We start from the raw sequence: 16,228 nt of genomic DNA on the forward strand, positions 1-16,228 counted from the left end.
AAAGGCAAGCCGTTTGAAGAGAAAGCAAAAAATGAGTGCGGTGGAAAAATTTTTATTTTTTATACCGCACTTAAAAAATTCGCTTATCTTATGCCTCAATTTCCCCACAAAAACGATACCCTTCACCGTGAATGGTGGAGATAAGTTCTGGGGTATCAGGGTGATCTTCAAAATGCTTACGAATGCGGCGAATGGTTACATCCACGGTTCTATCTTGCGGTTTTAGTTCACGCCCAGTCATTTTTTTCAATAATTCTTCACGAGATTGAATTTTCCCCGGGTTTTCGCAAAATTGTAACATCGCACGGAATTCACTACGCGGTAGTTTGTATTCTTCACCTTCTGGATTAATCAATGTGCGGCTGTTGAGATCTAACGTCCAGCCATTAAAACGATATTGTTCCACTTGTTGAGAGGTGTGTTTGGTGTTTTCAGCCATAGTGCGTTGTAATAAATTTCTCGCACGAATCGTTAATTCTCTTGGATTAAATGGCTTGGTGATGTAATCATCCGCGCCAATTTCTAAGCCTAAGATTTTATCCACTTCATTATCACGCCCTGTGAGGAACATTAATGCGGTGTTGGTTGTTTCACGCAATTCTCGTGCGAGCATTAGTCCATTTTTGCCGGGTAAATTAATGTCCATAATGACAAGATTAATTTCTTGGCTGGAAAGAATGTTGTGCATTTGTACGCCGTCATTGGCTTCAAATACGTCATATCCTTCTGCTTCAAAAATGCTTTTTAGCGTGTTCCTTGTAATGGCTTCATCTTCAACGATTAAAACTTTTGCTGTAACCATATTAACGTCTTCCTTTCCAATTTTTATTGGCGATTTAAACTAATAATTCTGAGGTATTCTAAGTTCGCCATTGTATAATTGCAACATTATTGTAACAAGTATAAGTGGTGAATTCTGTTTAATTTTATGATCTAAATCATAGGTTTAATGGATTTAAGGCGATAAGAAAAAACGCCCTCTAGTAAACTTAGAGGGCGATATGGATAAATAATGTTACAAATAATTAACGCTTTTTCTTTTTTCCACCTTGTCGTGCTTTAAAGCGAGGGTTTTCTTTGCAAATGACATAAACAACACCGTGTCTGCGAACCACTTTACATTTAGGATGGCGTGTTTTTGCGGTTTTTAATGAGGAAAGGACTTGCATAATGTCTCCTTATTTTGATTTGAGTGAGCCAAATTTGCTATATCTGTTCAGGAAGCTACTTGCTCTGCCTTCATTATTAATTTGTCTTGTTTTGCCAGTATAAAATGGGTGAGAGGCAGAGGAGGTATCACACATAAATACGGGATACTCTTTGCCATCTTCCCATTTCATCGTTTGTGTAGTTCTGGCACAAGAACGAATTAAAAAGCCTTGTTTGGCGTTACTGTCATAAAAAAGTACCGTACGGTAATTTTCAGGATGAATTCCTTTTTTCATTTGATAGCCTCTTATTTTTTATTGCGAAATAACTAAGGTGGGCATACTATATCAAATAATAACGATTATCAACTCTTATTTTTCTTTAAGAATTAAGTAAGGTGAAGGTAAGCGAAGAAAATAAGATAAAGTGAAAGAACTCAAGACTTTTTATCCATCTAGCCTGTTGATACTGTGCTAGAATAAGCCCACACAAATGAGCTTTATGTTTTAATATTTAATCAGGGTAGTAAGCGAGAATGAAAAAGATTTTTACCTTTTTGTTTTGTTTTTGTACCGCACTTGTGGCACAGGCAGGGCTGTTTGATAGCAAACCGCGATTTTTGCACGCGGATGAGGCGTTTCAATTTTCTACCCAATCTAATGGGGAGAATTTGCAGTTAATATGGCAAATTGCACCCGATTATTATCTTTATAAAAAAGAAATTTCAGTTGAACAAGCGGAACAAAAAATTGCACGTTTACCGTTTCCACCCGCAGAAAAATATCAAGATGAATTTTTTGGTGAAACGGAAATTTATCGTGACCATTTAGCCTTAACTGTGCCGATTTCATCAACAACACCACACACAGTTAGCGTGACCTACCAAGGTTGCACCAAAGGGTTTTGTTACCCGCCAGAAACCAAAATTGTGCAATGGCAGCCTTCATCATTAGATTCAGTAGAAAAATCTTCGCCCAAAAACACCGCACTTATGCCTGCATTAAATGAACAGCAATCTTTGGCGCAACGTCTCTTTGAAAGCAAATATGCTGTGTTTGGCTTTTTTGTATTAGGCGTTGGTTTGGCATTTACCCCTTGTGTATTGCCAATGTTACCGTTGCTCTCCGCGGTGGTGATTGGTAGCGGGCAACGCCCAAGCACCGTGCGTGCCTTAGGCTTGAGTTTGGCTTATGTACAAGGAATGGCATTGACTTACACCTTGCTTGGTTTAGCGGTGGCTGCGATAGGCTTGCCGTTTCAAATTGCACTGCAAAGTCCTTATGTGCTAATCGGTTTATCGTTGATTTTTATTTTGCTTGCCTTATCAATGTTTGGTGTATTCACCTTACAATTGCCTTCATCATTGCAAACAAAGCTGACCTTATTAAGCCAAAAACAAAAGGGGGGCGCGTTTGGTGGCGTTTTTGTAATGGGAATGATCGCAGGACTTGTGGCATCACCTTGTACTTCCGCGCCATTATCGGGGGCATTACTTTATGTTGCGCAAAGCGGTGATTTATTTACGGGCGCGATTACTCTTTATTTACTCGCCTTAGGAATGGGCGTGCCATTGATTCTAGCGACGGTTTTCGGTAATCGCATCTTGCCAAAATCGGGTGATTGGTTAGACAAAGTGAAAGTGATTTTCGGCTTTGTTATGCTTGCTTTGCCAGTTTTCCTGCTTTCTCGCATTTTGCCCGAAATCTGGGAAAACCGCTTATGGGCGTTGCTTGGTGTGTCTTTCTGCTTATGGGCAGGCTTGCAAATACAGGGGCGAGGCATTGGCTGGGTGTTGCGTATTGGCTTTTTCATCTTAGCAATGATGTTGGTTAAGCCCTTGCAAGGGTGGCTGTGGGCTGAATCTAATTTAGTGCAAGTAACAAACGCTCATCAAAATACTTTTCAAAAAGTAAGTACTTATGAAGAGCTACAAAAAATTTTGCAAAAAAACGACCGCACTTTTGCTATGCTTGATTTGTATGCTGACTGGTGCGTGGCGTGCAAGGAATTTGAAAAATATACTTTTTCTGATCCCAAGGTTCAGCAGGCGTTTGACAATATTTTATTGTTACAAGTTGATATGACAAAAAATAGCAATGAAAACAAAGCATTAATGGAAAAATTAAATGTGCTAGGGTTACCAACCCTTATCTTTTTTGATCAGCAAGGTAATGAAATTGAATCCGCTCGAATTACAGGATTTATGAATGGCGATACATTTTTTCATTGGTTGAAAGAGCGTTTGAAGTAGATAAATTTTATAGCATATTGTGTAATTTTGGGAATGTTGCCAAGTTAAGCAAGAGAGAGAATGCAAAATTTCTACCATTGAAATGAAAATAACCTCATCATTTGATGAGGTTATTTTTTAGAGGAAATTAACTATTTTGTGCAATAAATGCCGCTAATTGATTTTTTGGTAATGCACCTACTTGTGTTGCGACAGCTTTTCCTTCTTTAAACATTAATAATGTTGGAATACTGCGAACGCCAAATTGGGATGGGGTTGCTTGGTTTTCGTCAATGTTAATTTTTACGATTTTGACTTTATCACCAAGTTCTGCAGCTAATTCATCAAGGATAGGGCCTACCATACGGCAAGGGCCACACCAAGGCGCCCAAAAATCTAACAATACAGGGACATCAGATCTTAAAACATCTGCCTCGAAAGTGGCGTCAGTAGTATGTAATACTTCACTCATTTTATTTTCCTTATTTTTTGTTTCTAGCCATATTGGCGTGATTGCTAAAGTGTGGGCATCATAGCATAAAATCAAATTGCTCACACTAATCAGTTCAATTGTTAAAAGTTAAGAAGGCAACACTAGGTTAGGGCAAGGCTTACCTGTTTGCAAGGTATAAATATTCTCTAAGGTAACATTAGAAATACTGGTTAGCGCTTCTTCGGTAAGAAATGCTTGATGCCCTGTTAAAAGTACATTATGGCACGATGATAAACGGCGGAAGACATCATCTTGAATCACTTCGTTTGATTTATCTTCAAAGAATAGCTCACGTTCATTTTCGTACACATCCATTCCTAATGCGCCAATTTTACGCTGTTTTAACGCATCTATTGCGGCTTGTGTATCAATCAATGTTCCACGACTTGTATTGATAATCATCACCCCATCACGCATTTTAGCAAAGGCATCACGATTGAGTAGATGATAATTTTCTGGCGTAGCAGGGCAGTGCAACGTGATAATATGTGATTTTGCATACAATTCATCTAATTCAACATATTCTGCGCCTAATTCTTCGGCAACAGGATTTTTAAACGGATCGTAAGCCAAAATATGCATACCAAATCCTTTTAAGATACGCATTACCGCAATGCCGATTTTTCCTGTACCAATCACGCCAACGGTGCGTCCGTGCATATTAAAGCCGGTTAAACCCTCAAGAGAGAAATTCGCTTCTCTTGTTCTTTGATAAGCACGATGAATTTTACGGTTTAGCGTTAGCATTAAACCAACGGTATGTTCAGCCACCGCCTCTGGTGAATAGGCTGGTACACGAACCACTTGAATGCCTAATTCTTGTGCCGCTTTGAGATCGACATTATTAAAACCAGCACAACGCAACGCCACCATTTTTACGCCAAGTGCGGCGAGTTTTTCTAATACTTTTCGACTGCCATCGTCATTCACGAAAATACACACCACATCGCAATGCTCTGCCATTTTCGCTGTCGATTCCGTGAGCATAAAATCAAAAAATTCCAGCTCGAAGCCGTATTTCACATTGACCAATTCTAAATATTTACGATCGTAGCTTTTGGTACTATAAACAGCGACTTTCATTATCTTTTCTCCGTTTTATGAGTTTAATTGGGCGAAGGCTTGTAGTAGATCCGCTTTGAGATCTTCCACATCTTCCAATCCCACCGAGAAACGTAGCAGGCAATTACACACACCGCGGGCAATACGTTCTGCTTCTGGAATATCCATATGCGTTTGGGTTGCAGGGTAGGTGATGAAACTTTCTGTACCGCCAAGGCTTTCAGCAAAAGTAATGAGCTTAATTGCTTTTAAGAACGGATTTACCCAAGACTCTTCTTGCAAACGGAAAGAGAGCATTCCGCCTTTATTTGGATAAAGTACATCCTTCACTTGGGGTTGGCTTGCAAGGAATTTCGCTAATTCTTGTGCATTTTTTTGATGGCGTTCCATACGTAATGCTAAGGTTTTCATTCCGCGAATAGTTAAGAAACTATCAAATGGTGAAAGCACTGCGCCCGCCCCATTTTGGATATAGAATAAACGATCACATAATTCTTGCCCATTGGCAACGACTAAGCCCACTAACGCATCATTATGCCCAGCAAGATATTTTGTGCCACTATGGATCACGATATCGGCGCCACATTCTAAAGGACGGAAGAGTACTGGCGTTAAGAATGTATTATCAACAATAAGTAACAAATTATGTTTTTTCGCCAATTTAGCAATAGCTGGCACATCGCATTCTTCCATTAACGGATTTGAAGGGGTTTCCACAAAAATTGCTTTGGTGTTTGGCGTAATGGCCTGCTCAATGGCATCAAGAGAGGCCGTATTGACATAAACAGGTTTCACACCGTGCGTATTTTTATAGGCGAAATCTAATAAACGATAAGTACCGCCATACACATCACTAGAGACAATCCATTCATCTGGAGAAGCAAATAACTGCATAATTAACTGAATGGCAGCCATACCTGAGGCGCAAGCAAAGCCCCTTTCACCGCCTTCTAATTTTGCAATAGTTTCTTCTAAAACGGTACGGGTTGGGTTTTTTGTTCGGGTATAATCATAACCGGTACTTTCCCCAATACCGTGATGTCCATAGGCAGTGGAAAGAAAAATTGGCGTGGAAACGGCACCGGTTCTTTCATCTGTGCGATTGCCTGCTTGCGCGAGTAATGTTTCAATCTTATATTGTTGTGTCATATTCTTCCTCGTAAAAATTACAAAAAATTGCACCGCACTTTGTATTCATAAAGAAAACAATTTTGTGCAGTCTTGATAAATAGAATAGTGCCATTTTGGCATAAAGGATCGCCTGTTGAAAGTAGATTTTAAATTTAGTTTGCTGATAAGACACTAGGATTAAAAACGATCTAAAATTATCCATAAATCGCTTTGTTTTAAAACAAGTTTGTTAGCTTTGCATTTTTTTTCATCAATCAATAATGTTTTTTCATATTTTTAATTGACAGCGTTCAAGAAGTTAGTAAAATGCACGCCACTGACAGCGAATGTGTTGCAGCGAAAGCGGGAATAGCTCAGTTGGTAGAGCACGACCTTGCCAAGGTCGGGGTCGCGAGTTCGAGCCTCGTTTCCCGCTCCAATTTACGCTACGGCGTGTTAGCAAAGCGGTTATGCACTGGATTGCAAATCCATGTAGCTCGGTTCGACTCCGGGACACGCCTCCATATTTCAACCGCAGTCAGCATATCACTCAGCCCGAGTGGTGAAATCGGTAGACACAAGGGATTTAAAATCCCTCGACTTTCGAGTCGTGGCGGTTCAAGTCCGCCCTCGGGCACCATTTAAAATATCAAGTAAATCAATAAGATAATTGTAAATTCAGCTTTTCTATTCGTCATTTACGTTTATATAGAGTAATTTTCTTTTTGTATCTACTATAAAATTATAAGAAGTATTACAAAACCTATTAACTATTGGATAAGCAAGGTTTTTTCTAAAACTGTTCAATCTCACTAAATTCTTCCTAGTTTTTTTACCAGAATAACCTTCATTCAGCGTAATTTTTTCTTTAAAGAACATTATTAGTAGCAAAAATAAGGTGAGAGTTAATAATTTCTTAAATTTTATGGTAGCTTAATGATGTAATTGCTTCGTTTTTTCTTCATTTCTATATTCTTGTAAGCTTGAATAAGGGGTATTTCAAGTTTTTTTAGAAAAGATAAACTTGCTATTTTATAGATAAAATGATTAATTCACTTTTTTGTAAAGGGGGAATATTTGCTGTATATGAGAGGGATTGGTAAAGTAAGAAAAATGGGCAGTAAGCCCATTTTGGTGATTAATGTTCTCTTGTTTTAAAGAAAGTGATGTCAGGATAACGCTCTTGAGTGAGGTTCAGATTAACCATTGTTGGGGCGATATAGGTGAGATTATCCCCTCCATCTAAAGCAAGATTTTGTTCATTTTTACGTTTAAATTCTTCAAATTTTTTCACATCATCACCTTCCACCCAGCGTGCGGTGGCGACATTTACGGTTTCGTAAATGGCTTCGACGTTATATTCAGATTTTAAGCGAGCGACAACCACATCAAATTGCAACACCCCTACCGCACCGACGATAAGATCATTATTGGTGAGAGGGCGGAAAACTTGCACAGCACCTTCTTCTGAGAGTTGTACTAAACCTTTGAGTAATTGTTTTTGTTTGAGTGGATCTTTAAGGCGAATACGGCGGAATAATTCTGGGGCAAAGTTTGGAATGCCAGTGAATTTTAATTCTTCCCCTTGCGTGAAAGTATCGCCAATTTGAATCGTGCCATGGTTATGTAAACCGATAATATCCCCCGCATAGGCTTCTTCAGCGTGAGTACGATCGCCTGCCATAAAGGTAAGTGCATCTGAAATCACGACATCTTTACCGATACGAACGTGGCGCAGTTTCATCCCTTTTTCATATTTTCCTGAAACAACACGCATAAATGCAACACGGTCGCGGTGCTTTGGATCCATATTGGCTTGGATTTTAAAGACAAAGCCAGTAAGCTTTTCTTCACTGCTTTCTACGATTCGGGTATCTGCTTGACGAGCTTGTGGAATTGGCGCCCATTCAGTTAGACCATCAAGGAAATGATCAACCCCGAAATTACCTAGTGCTGTACCAAAGAATACAGGGGTCAATTCGCCAGAAAGGAAAAGAGATAGATCAAATTCATTAGATGCGCCTTGTACCAGTTCTAATTCATCTCGCAATTGCTGTGCTAAATCTGTGCCTACTGCTTGATCTAATTCAGGATTATCAAGACCTTTCACCACGCGAACTTGTTGAATCGTATGCCCTTGCCCTGTTTGGTAAAGATAGGTTTCATCTTTATAAAGATGATAAACACCTTTAAATAATTTACCGCAACCAATCGGCCAAGTAATCGGCGCACAATGAATATTGAGTACGCTTTCTACTTCATCTAATAATTCCATCGGATCACGAATATCGCGGTCCAATTTATTCATAAAAGTGAGAATTGGCGTATCACGCAAGCGAGTGACTTCCATTAGTTTAATGGTGCGCTCTTCAACCCCTTTGGCACTGTCTATCACCATTAAACAGCTATCTACTGCGGTTAATGTGCGGTAAGTATCTTCAGAGAAGTCTTCGTGTCCCGGAGTATCTAATAAATTGACTAGGCAATTATTGTAAGGAAATTGCATGACAGAAGTGGTAATGGAAATTCCACGTTGCTTTTCCATTTCCATCCAGTCTGATTTGGCGTGTTGCGCTGAACCTTTTCCTTTCACTGACCCTGCTTTTTGAATCGCATTTCCATAAAGCAACACTTTTTCTGTGATAGTGGTTTTACCGGCATCGGGGTGAGAAATAATGGCAAAAGTTCTACGTTTATTAACTTGTTGTGGATAATCGTTTAAAGACATAGGTTATTATTCGTTATACTGAAAAAAATGAGGGTTATTTTCTCTGATCTTTGTGTGATTCTCAATACTTTCTTTTTCTTTTCTCTTTGTAATAAGGATTTATTCAATTATTCTAAAAAAATAAGCAAACGTTTGCGTAAATTAATTAAAAGTGCGGTACAATATTCGGCAGTTTTTTTATGAGCTAAACGAGGTAAAAATGAGCGAATTAAGTCTAAAAAAAATTTATTCAGGCAAAGTGCGTGATCTCTATGAAATTGACGACAAACGAATGTTAATGGTGGCAACCGATCGTTTATCGGCATTTGATGTGATTTTAGATGATCCCATTCCACGCAAAGGCGAAATTCTTACCCAAATTTCTAACTTCTGGTTTAATAAATTAGCCCCTATTATGCCAAATCATTTTACTGGCGACAGTGTCTATGATGTATTGCCAAAAGCGGAAGCTGATTTAGTCAAAGATCGTGCTGTTGTATGTCAGCGTTTAACGCCGATTAAAATTGAATCTATTGTTCGTGGCTATCTCACGGGAAGTGGCTTAAAAGATTACTTACAAACAGGAACGATCTGTGGGCTTGAATTACCGAAAGGTTTGCAAGAAGCGAGCAAATTGCCAGAGCCAATTTTTACCCCGTCAAGTAAAGAAGAAGTGGGCAATCACGACATCAATATTAGCTATGCCGAATGTGAAGCACTCATTGGGGCGGAATTAGCGGCGCAAGTAAAAGAAAAAGCCCTAGCACTTTACAAAGCAGCGGCAGAATATGCCTTAACCAAAGGCATTATCATTTGTGATACCAAATTTGAATTTGGACTAGATGAAAACGGCACGCTTACCTTAATGGACGAAGTGCTAACACCCGATTCTAGCCGTTTTTGGTCGGTGGACAGCTATCAAGAAGGCATAAATCCGCCTTCTTTTGATAAACAATTTATCCGTGATTGGCTGGAAAACAGCGGTTGGAATAAAGAACCGCCAGCCCCAAAAGTTCCTGCTGAGGTGATCCAAAAAACGGTGGATAAATACCAAGAAGCATTGGATTTATTAACGAAATAATCAATCTGGAAGCAAATTATTTTCAAGTGCGGTGCTTTTTCGGCTAGAATTGACGACACAATAATTGGATTACCGAGGTAATATGCGATCTGTTGCAATCGTTGGATTAGGTTGGTTAGGGTTGCCCCTTGCTCGCCATTTAAAACATTTAGGCTGGACAGTAAAAGGCACGAAACGTACACACGATGAGGTGGAACAAATGCGCTTAATGCGATTGGAAACCTATCACTTGTTGCTTGAGCCTGAAATCAATGCCGATCCTGATGATTTATCTGCGCTTTTGGCCGTGGATAGCTTGGTGATAAATATTCCGCCAAGCCAATATTTTTTTGATGTCAAAGATTATGTGCAAGGCATTAAAAATTTGGTCAATGAGGCGCTAAATCACGGTGTTCAGCATTTTATTTTTATTAGTTCCAGTTCCGTTTTTCCAATGCAAAGTGGGCATTTTGATGAAGCGCAGTTGCCACAACCTGACAGTGAAATTGGGCAGGGCTTGCTTGAAATTGAAAAATGGCTAGCCACATTGCCCAATGTTGATTGCGATATTATCCGCTTTGCAGGGCTTGTGGGGGCAGATCGCCATCCAGTTTATGCGTTAGCAAATAAGCAAGACGTGAAACAAGGTAACACGCCAGTCAATTTAGTGCATATTGATGATTGTGCGAGAGCGATTCAGCTTTTGCTTGAAACCCCAAGTGGGCAGCGTTTGTATCATCTTTCTGCACCTTGTCATCCGACCAAAGCGCAATATTATGGGAAAATGGCGGAAAAACTTGGTGTAATTGCACCGCACTTTATTTGTTCATCTACGGATCCAAGGCGAATTATTGAAGGCAATAAAATTTGCCAAGAATTAGATTTTGTTTATCAATATCCTGATCCTGAATTAATGCTTCCAGCAGTAAAATCGCTTTAATGCCTAATGGACTTTAAAGGCGATTTCATTGATAATAAACCGATTTAACATTACTCACACAAAAGCAACAACTAAGGTATTACTATGTCAAACACGATTTTACAAAACCTTCCAGTAGGACAAAAAGTTGGGATTGCCTTTTCTGGCGGATTAGATACCAGTGCCGCATTGCTTTGGATGCGTCAAAATGGGGCAATTCCTTATGCATATACGGCAAATTTAGGTCAGCCTGATGAAGAAGATTACAATGCCATTCCACGCAAAGCGATGGAATATGGTGCGGAAAATGCACGTTTAATCGACTGTCGTAGCCAGCTTGCGCACGAAGGGATTGCGGCGATCCAATGTGGGGCATTTCATATTTCTACAGGGGGCGCAACTTACTTCAACACCACACCATTAGGTCGTGCGGTAACAGGAACAATGCTGGTTTCCGCAATGAAAGAAGATGATGTCAATATCTGGGGCGATGGAAGTACCTTCAAAGGGAATGATATTGAGCGTTTTTATCGTTACGGTTTATTAACTAACCCAAATTTAAAAATTTATAAACCTTGGTTAGATGATCGCTTTATTGAGGAACTCGGCGGTCGCCACGAGATGTCAGAATTCTTAATCGCCAATGGTTTTGAATATAAAATGTCCGTCGAAAAAGCCTACTCAACAGATTCTAATATGCTGGGGGCAACACACGAGGCGAAAGATCTCGAATTATTAAGCCGCGGCATTCGTATTGTAAATCCAATTATGGGCGTACCATTCTGGCGCGAAGAGGTAGAAATTAAACCTGAAGAAGTTACGGTTCGCTTTGAAGAAGGCGTGCCAGTGGCATTAAATGGTAAATTATTTAGCGATTCAGTCGAACTCTTCCTTGAAGCAAACCGCATTGGTGGTCGCCACGGTTTAGGAATGTCAGACCAAATTGAAAACCGCATTATTGAGGCAAAATCTCGCGGTATTTATGAAGCGCCGGGAATGGCATTATTACATATTGCCTACGAGCGTTTGCTCAGTGCAATCCACAATGAAGACACCATTGAACAATATCGCATTAACGGTTTACGTCTAGGTCGTTTATTGTATCAAGGTCGCTGGTTCGATCCGCAAGCATTAATGTTACGTGAAACTGCGCAGCGTTGGGTTGCTCGTGCGATCACTGGTGAAGTTACTCTTGAACTACGCCGTGGTAATGATTATTCCATCTTAAACACGTCATCAGCGAACAGCACCTATCACCCAGAACGTTTAAGTATGGAAAAAATTGAAAATGCCCCATTCGATCCATTAGATCGCATCGGTCAATTAACAATGCGTAACTTAGATATTGTCGATACCCGTGATAAATTAGGTATTTACACCCAAACTGGCTTGTTAAGCATTTCAAAAGACTCTTTTTTACCACAGTTAAATAATAAAAAAGATTAATTAAAATCGTGTAAAAATTTAACCGCACTTTTATTACATTGAAAGTGCGGTTATTTTTTATTAAAATTTCCATCTTATTTTGGCTTTTTATCGGTATTTTTATGTCCAGTTCGTTTTCTTTTCCTTCTTTTGCTCAACTTTATCCTGTTGAAAAACGAGTACTAAAGCGTATAAGAGAAAAATTACGTTATTTGGTGAGGACATCGTTATATGCCAAGCAATGTCAAACATTCACCGCATTTTTAAATGAAAAGCCATTATGGGCGACGTTTTTTAATCAAAATTTATATCGCACTAACGCTTTGCTTTATGCGTATTGTGATAAATCTTTTAATGTGCAGCAGCGATTAGATAGTATTTCACAACATTTTTTACTTGCAGAAGATAAGTTAGGAGAGGCATTTTGCCAACAACTGGTTGAACAGCAAACATTGCCACTATCACAATTAACGGAAAAATTGTTTTTAAAGATTAATCTTAATCAAATTGATCCGTTGGAAGGTTTTTTCTCTCTGAATATTTATGATCAAGAGAATCAGCGTAGTGTATATGATGCTTCTTTTACTTTTTTATCACCACATCAAATCTTAATTGCTTCTATTCAAGGCCCGAAAGGGGAAAATGCACAAGATATTGTTCGCCTTGCGACAAAAGAATTACATGGAATGAGACCAATGTTTATGCTTGTCAATGCCTTTAAATTATTAGCAAAACAATTAGGTTGTGATTTAGTTGGTATTTCTCATAAACGACAAGCTAAATTTCGCTGGAATGATTCTAAGCGTTTACTTTTTAATTATGATGAGTTCTGGCAAGAAAATGCCGGTAATTTAAATGTTCAAGGTTACTGGACATTACCACTTGAGATAGAACGCAAACCTTTAGAAGATATTCAAAGCAAAAAACGTTCAATGTATCGTAAACGGTATGAAATGTTGGATAAATTGGAAACTGATTTAAATACAATATTTAGCTAAAAAATAAGCGCCAAAATAGCGCCTATTAATTTAACAAGGCGATAAAATACAATTTTTGTGCGTTCCTTTTCTTGCAAATCGGTTAAATATTTTCCATTTTCATTGTATGAGTAAGCGGTTATTTAAATATTCATCTGCTGGAATAAATTAAGTTTATCTGGCACAAGGTAAACCTGATCATTGACTTGATATTTTTCTTTTAAATAAGCTTGTTGGGTCAAAATCACTTCGATCGGTTGCTCACTTTGTTCACTTTGAATTTCAATGCGTACAATAAAGCCTATCGCATTAATATGCGTAATGATTCCTGATGCTAACGCATTTTGATTTTGCCGTGAAAGTGTGAGTTCATAAGGGCGAATGTAAGCCGTAGCAGATTGATTTTCAACGGGTGTTGGCGTATTGGCAGCAGAATTGAGGTGGTGGCTAAATTCCCCTACGACTAATTTTCCCTGATCAATATGTCCGTGAAAAACATTCACATCGCCGACAAATTGGGTTACAAAAGGCGTTTGTGGTGCATGATAAATTTTATTGGGGACATCGACTTGCTCAATTTTTCCTTTATTCATCACCACAATACGATCGGAAACGTCCAAGGCTTCATCTTGATCGTGAGTAACAAATAAACTTGTTATTGTTAATTCTTGGTGTAAATCACGCAACCAACGGCGTAACGATTTACGCACTTGAGCATCAAGGGCGCCAAAGGGTTCATCTAATAAAAGGACTTTGGGTTCAACGGCTAAGGCGCGTGCAAGTGCGATGCGTTGGCGCTGACCACCTGATAGCTGATGAGGATAACGGTGTGCCAAATGGGCAAGTTCAACCAACTGTAAAAGTGCGGTAACTTTTTGTGTGATTTTTTCACGGGTAGGGCGTGTTTTTCGTGGTTTCACTTGTAAACCAAAGGCGACATTATCAAATACGGTCATATTTTGAAATAACGCATAATGTTGAAACACAAAGCCCACTTGACGTTGCTTGGCAGAAAGATGGGTAACATCCTGATTATTAAATAAAATTCGCCCTTGATCAGCAAATTCTAGTCCTGCAATAATGCGTAATAAGGTGGTTTTTCCACAACCACTTGGTCCAAGCAAGGCAGTAAGTTGGTTCTGCTCGCATTGTAAGTGAATGTTTTGTAAGGCGTGGAATTTGCCAAAATGTTTTTCTAATTGCTCAACTTTTATCGACATCATCGCCTCCTATTTATTAAATGTATTATTAAGTTTGCGTTTAGCTTGCCAGCTCACTAAATATTTTAATCCGAGTGTGAATAGCGCGAGTAGCGCCAGTAGGCTTGCGCAAGCAAAAGCAGCAACAAATTGGTATTCGTTATAGCTGATTTCAATATAGAGCGGTAGGGTATTGGTTAAGCCACGAATATGCCCTGAAACGACACTCACTGCACCAAATTCCCCCATTGCACGGGCATTACTTAAAATGATGCCATAGAGTAATGCCCATTTAATTTTCGGAAAAGTGACACGCCAGAATAACGTCCAGCCATTTGAGCCAAGGATAATCGCGGCTTGCTCCTCGCTGTTTCCCTGTGCATTCATTGTTGGAATAAGGGATTTCGCGATAAGAGGAAAAGTAACAAAAAGCGTAACAATCACAATACTTGGCACAGCAAAAATCACGCGAATGCCGTGTTCAAATAACCAATTTCCTACTAGCCCATCTAAGCCAAAGAGAAGCAAAAACATTAGCCCCACAACCACTGGCGAGAGAGAAAAGGGCAAATCAAGCATCGCGGTCAAGATAGCTTTGCCTTTAAAATTGAAATAGGCAATCGTCCAAGCCATTACGACACCAATAAAAATGTTGATTGGTAAAATAATCAATGCCACTTTTAAGCTAAGCCAAATTGCTGCTAAAGCTTCTTCATTGCTTAAAGAAGCGAGAAAAAAATGAATGCCTTGTGCAAAGGCATAATAAAATATGCTGCATAAGGGGGCGAGTAACACAATGGCAAAAAAGCCCAGAGCAAGGGTAATGAGAAGCCATTTGGCGTAATGAAAATCTTTCATTATTTCACCTCTGTAATGTGTTTGCTGAATTGCCATTGCATAATATTAATAGCCAAAATTAATAGAAAAGAGATAAAAAGCATTACGAGTGCCACGACGGCAGCCCCTTGAACATCATACAATTCCAATTTTGACATAATAATCAATGGTGCAATTTCAGAAACTAAAGGCACATTCCCGGCAATGAAAATCACTGATCCATATTCGCCTAATGAACGCGCAAATCCCATTCCTGCTCCACTGATAAGAGCGGGAAGAAGTGGCGGAAGAATGACACGAATGAGTGTTGTGAGCGGGCTGGCTCCCAAAAGATGGGCGGCTTCTTCATAGCTAGAATCGAAAGCGGTCAGAACAGGCTGAATGGCTCGCACTATAAAAGGCAAACTAACAAAAATTAAGGCGACAGTGATCCCATTAGGGGTATAAGCAATTTGAATACCTATATTAGATAAACATTTTCCAAACAATCCTTGTGGCGAATAAAGTGCAGATAACGCAATTCCTGCAACCGCAGTGGGTAAGGCAAAGGGCAAATCAATGAGTGCATTAATGAGGTTTTTCCCAATAAAATCATAACGCACTAACACCCAAGCGAGTAAAAAACCAAACAGCATATTAATCAGCGTAGCGATGAAAGCTTGTTTAAAAGAAAGCCAAATCGCGGCAATAACAGGTTTACTTAACGCGATGGCTAAAATTTCTTTACCGCTAAGCTGTAATGCAGTAGCAATTAATAGCGCCAATGGCAATATAATCATCGAAACTATCCATAAAATACTGATAGTCATACCACTTTTAAAAAAAGGAAGAACGGTTCGCATCGTTGATTTCTCCATATTACTCTCTTTTTTCACGACGTTACCTTCATAGATTGATTGAAGGGCAAATTCTAGTCGTACCTTTGCTTCATATGACATATCAGCAAAAAACATTGTCAAAAATAACCGCACTTTTTTACAAGCGCAAAGAACAAAAATGCATTTATTATTCCTAAATAGAATTTATATCTGTTGTATTTGGCTTTATAAATTCTATTTTG

The 16,228-nt window shown here is 39.1% G+C and carries 15 protein-coding genes and 3 tRNA genes; 8 read left to right on the plus strand and 10 right to left on the minus strand.

The annotated features are described in order from the left end of the window. Positions 1-88 precede the first annotated feature (88 nt). The 3 genes from arcA to L5B90_RS09005 all read right to left on the minus strand — a co-directional run bounded on the left by arcA (position 89) and on the right by L5B90_RS09005 (position 1,445). Positions 89-802 carry a two-component system response regulator ArcA gene (gene arcA, locus L5B90_RS08995; RefSeq protein ID WP_250363410.1) on the minus strand — a complete coding sequence of 238 codons (714 nt, stop codon included), beginning with the start codon at positions 800-802 and terminating at the stop codon, positions 89-91. 223 nt (positions 803-1,025) lie between these two features. Beyond that, positions 1,026-1,169 (minus strand): type B 50S ribosomal protein L36, encoded by a 144-nt coding sequence (gene ykgO, locus L5B90_RS09000; protein ID WP_017806982.1) that lies wholly within the window; start codon positions 1,167-1,169, stop codon positions 1,026-1,028. Between the two features lie 9 nt (positions 1,170-1,178). Further along, complete coding sequence (locus L5B90_RS09005; RefSeq protein ID WP_103852717.1) at positions 1,179-1,445, minus strand: type B 50S ribosomal protein L31; 267 nt, start codon at positions 1,443-1,445, stop codon at positions 1,179-1,181. 239 nt (positions 1,446-1,684) lie between these two features. Here L5B90_RS09005 and L5B90_RS09010 point away from each other — a divergent pair, with 239 nt between their 5' ends. After that, entirely contained in the window at positions 1,685-3,400 is a 1,716-nt protein-coding gene (locus L5B90_RS09010; RefSeq protein ID WP_250363409.1) for a protein-disulfide reductase DsbD, read from the plus strand. 127 nt (positions 3,401-3,527) lie between these two features. Here L5B90_RS09010 and trxA read toward each other — a convergent pair whose 3' ends face one another. The 3 genes from trxA to L5B90_RS09025 all read right to left on the minus strand — a co-directional run bounded on the left by trxA (position 3,528) and on the right by L5B90_RS09025 (position 6,083). Then, a complete protein-coding gene (gene trxA / locus L5B90_RS09015) occupies positions 3,528-3,851 on the minus strand; it encodes a thioredoxin (protein WP_250363408.1) in 324 nt (107 codons plus the stop codon). A gap of 108 nt (positions 3,852-3,959) precedes the next feature. Further along, the gene (locus L5B90_RS09020) at positions 3,960-4,955 is read right to left on the minus strand and encodes a 2-hydroxyacid dehydrogenase (RefSeq protein ID WP_250363407.1); all 996 of its coding nucleotides are present in this window, start codon (positions 4,953-4,955) and stop codon (positions 3,960-3,962) included. Between the two features lie 15 nt (positions 4,956-4,970). Further along, the gene (locus L5B90_RS09025) at positions 4,971-6,083 is read right to left on the minus strand and encodes a methionine biosynthesis PLP-dependent protein (RefSeq protein ID WP_265762701.1); all 1,113 of its coding nucleotides are present in this window, start codon (positions 6,081-6,083) and stop codon (positions 4,971-4,973) included. A gap of 324 nt (positions 6,084-6,407) precedes the next feature. On the opposite strand from L5B90_RS09025, the gene L5B90_RS09030 reads away from it, so the two are divergent. The 3 genes from L5B90_RS09030 (at position 6,408) to L5B90_RS09040 (ending at position 6,684) form a co-directional block, all read left to right on the plus strand. After that, positions 6,408-6,483 (plus strand) — tRNA-Gly (locus L5B90_RS09030). An 11-nt stretch (positions 6,484-6,494) separates the two neighbouring features. Beyond that, positions 6,495-6,568: transfer RNA gene (locus L5B90_RS09035), tRNA-Cys, on the plus strand. Positions 6,569-6,597: 29 nt separating this feature from the next. Further along, positions 6,598-6,684, plus strand: a tRNA-Leu gene (locus L5B90_RS09040). 498 nt (positions 6,685-7,182) lie between these two features. Here the strand turns inward: L5B90_RS09040 and prfC are convergent. After that, the gene (gene prfC, locus L5B90_RS09045) at positions 7,183-8,772 is read right to left on the minus strand and encodes a peptide chain release factor 3 (protein ID WP_250349738.1); all 1,590 of its coding nucleotides are present in this window, start codon (positions 8,770-8,772) and stop codon (positions 7,183-7,185) included. Between the two features lie 199 nt (positions 8,773-8,971). On the opposite strand from prfC, the gene L5B90_RS09050 reads away from it, so the two are divergent. The 4 genes from L5B90_RS09050 to L5B90_RS09065 all read left to right on the plus strand — a co-directional run bounded on the left by L5B90_RS09050 (position 8,972) and on the right by L5B90_RS09065 (position 13,153). Next, positions 8,972-9,832: a phosphoribosylaminoimidazolesuccinocarboxamide synthase gene (locus L5B90_RS09050; protein WP_250363405.1), complete on the plus strand. Its 861-nt coding sequence runs from the start codon at positions 8,972-8,974 to the stop codon at positions 9,830-9,832. 82 nt (positions 9,833-9,914) lie between these two features. Continuing rightward, a complete protein-coding gene (locus tag L5B90_RS09055) occupies positions 9,915-10,751 on the plus strand; it encodes an SDR family oxidoreductase (RefSeq protein WP_265762702.1) in 837 nt (278 codons plus the stop codon). An 84-nt stretch (positions 10,752-10,835) separates the two neighbouring features. Then, on the plus strand, positions 10,836-12,176 hold the full coding sequence (gene argG / locus L5B90_RS09060; protein ID WP_265762703.1) for an argininosuccinate synthase: 1,341 nt from the start codon (positions 10,836-10,838) through the stop codon (positions 12,174-12,176). A 101-nt stretch (positions 12,177-12,277) separates the two neighbouring features. Further along, positions 12,278-13,153, plus strand: a complete 876-nt coding sequence (locus tag L5B90_RS09065) for a VirK/YbjX family protein (RefSeq protein ID WP_265762704.1) — start codon at positions 12,278-12,280, stop codon at positions 13,151-13,153. A gap of 122 nt (positions 13,154-13,275) precedes the next feature. Here the strand turns inward: L5B90_RS09065 and L5B90_RS09070 are convergent, their stop codons facing one another. The 3 genes from L5B90_RS09070 to cysT are packed head-to-tail and all read right to left on the minus strand — an operon-like array spanning position 13,276 to position 16,010. Further along, entirely contained in the window at positions 13,276-14,352 is a 1,077-nt protein-coding gene (locus L5B90_RS09070; protein ID WP_326938241.1) for a sulfate/molybdate ABC transporter ATP-binding protein, read from the minus strand. A gap of 9 nt (positions 14,353-14,361) precedes the next feature. Then, entirely contained in the window at positions 14,362-15,189 is an 828-nt protein-coding gene (gene cysW, locus L5B90_RS09075; protein ID WP_265762706.1) for a sulfate ABC transporter permease subunit CysW, read from the minus strand. Continuing rightward, the gene (gene cysT, locus L5B90_RS09080) at positions 15,189-16,010 is read right to left on the minus strand and encodes a sulfate ABC transporter permease subunit CysT (RefSeq protein ID WP_265762707.1); all 822 of its coding nucleotides are present in this window, start codon (positions 16,008-16,010) and stop codon (positions 15,189-15,191) included. The genes cysW and cysT overlap by 1 nt, the downstream gene beginning before the upstream one ends. Positions 16,011-16,228 lie beyond the last annotated feature (218 nt).

This window comes from Avibacterium sp. 20-129 (assembly GCF_026226845.1).
Lineage (GTDB): Bacteria > Pseudomonadota > Gammaproteobacteria > Enterobacterales > Pasteurellaceae > Avibacterium.

Coding starts and splice junctions, on each gene's coding strand:
- arcA (WP_250363410.1), bottom strand. CDS start 802: ATGGTTACAGCAAAAGTTTTAATCGTTGAAGATGAAGCCATTACAAGG.
- ykgO (WP_017806982.1), bottom strand. CDS start 1,169: ATGCAAGTCCTTTCCTCATTAAAAACCGCAAAAACACGCCATCCTAAA.
- L5B90_RS09005 (WP_103852717.1), bottom strand. CDS start 1,445: ATGAAAAAAGGAATTCATCCTGAAAATTACCGTACGGTACTTTTTTAT.
- L5B90_RS09010 (WP_250363409.1), top strand. CDS start 1,685: ATGAAAAAGATTTTTACCTTTTTGTTTTGTTTTTGTACCGCACTTGTG.
- trxA (WP_250363408.1), bottom strand. CDS start 3,851: ATGAGTGAAGTATTACATACTACTGACGCCACTTTCGAGGCAGATGTT.
- L5B90_RS09020 (WP_250363407.1), bottom strand. CDS start 4,955: ATGAAAGTCGCTGTTTATAGTACCAAAAGCTACGATCGTAAATATTTA.
- L5B90_RS09025 (WP_265762701.1), bottom strand. CDS start 6,083: ATGACACAACAATATAAGATTGAAACATTACTCGCGCAAGCAGGCAAT.
- prfC (WP_250349738.1), bottom strand. CDS start 8,772: ATGTCTTTAAACGATTATCCACAACAAGTTAATAAACGTAGAACTTTT.
- L5B90_RS09050 (WP_250363405.1), top strand. CDS start 8,972: ATGAGCGAATTAAGTCTAAAAAAAATTTATTCAGGCAAAGTGCGTGAT.
- L5B90_RS09055 (WP_265762702.1), top strand. CDS start 9,915: ATGCGATCTGTTGCAATCGTTGGATTAGGTTGGTTAGGGTTGCCCCTT.
- argG (WP_265762703.1), top strand. CDS start 10,836: ATGTCAAACACGATTTTACAAAACCTTCCAGTAGGACAAAAAGTTGGG.
- L5B90_RS09065 (WP_265762704.1), top strand. CDS start 12,278: ATGTCCAGTTCGTTTTCTTTTCCTTCTTTTGCTCAACTTTATCCTGTT.
- L5B90_RS09070 (WP_326938241.1), bottom strand. CDS start 14,352: ATGTCGATAAAAGTTGAGCAATTAGAAAAACATTTTGGCAAATTCCAC.
- cysW (WP_265762706.1), bottom strand. CDS start 15,189: ATGAAAGATTTTCATTACGCCAAATGGCTTCTCATTACCCTTGCTCTG.
- cysT (WP_265762707.1), bottom strand. CDS start 16,010: ATGCGAACCGTTCTTCCTTTTTTTAAAAGTGGTATGACTATCAGTATT.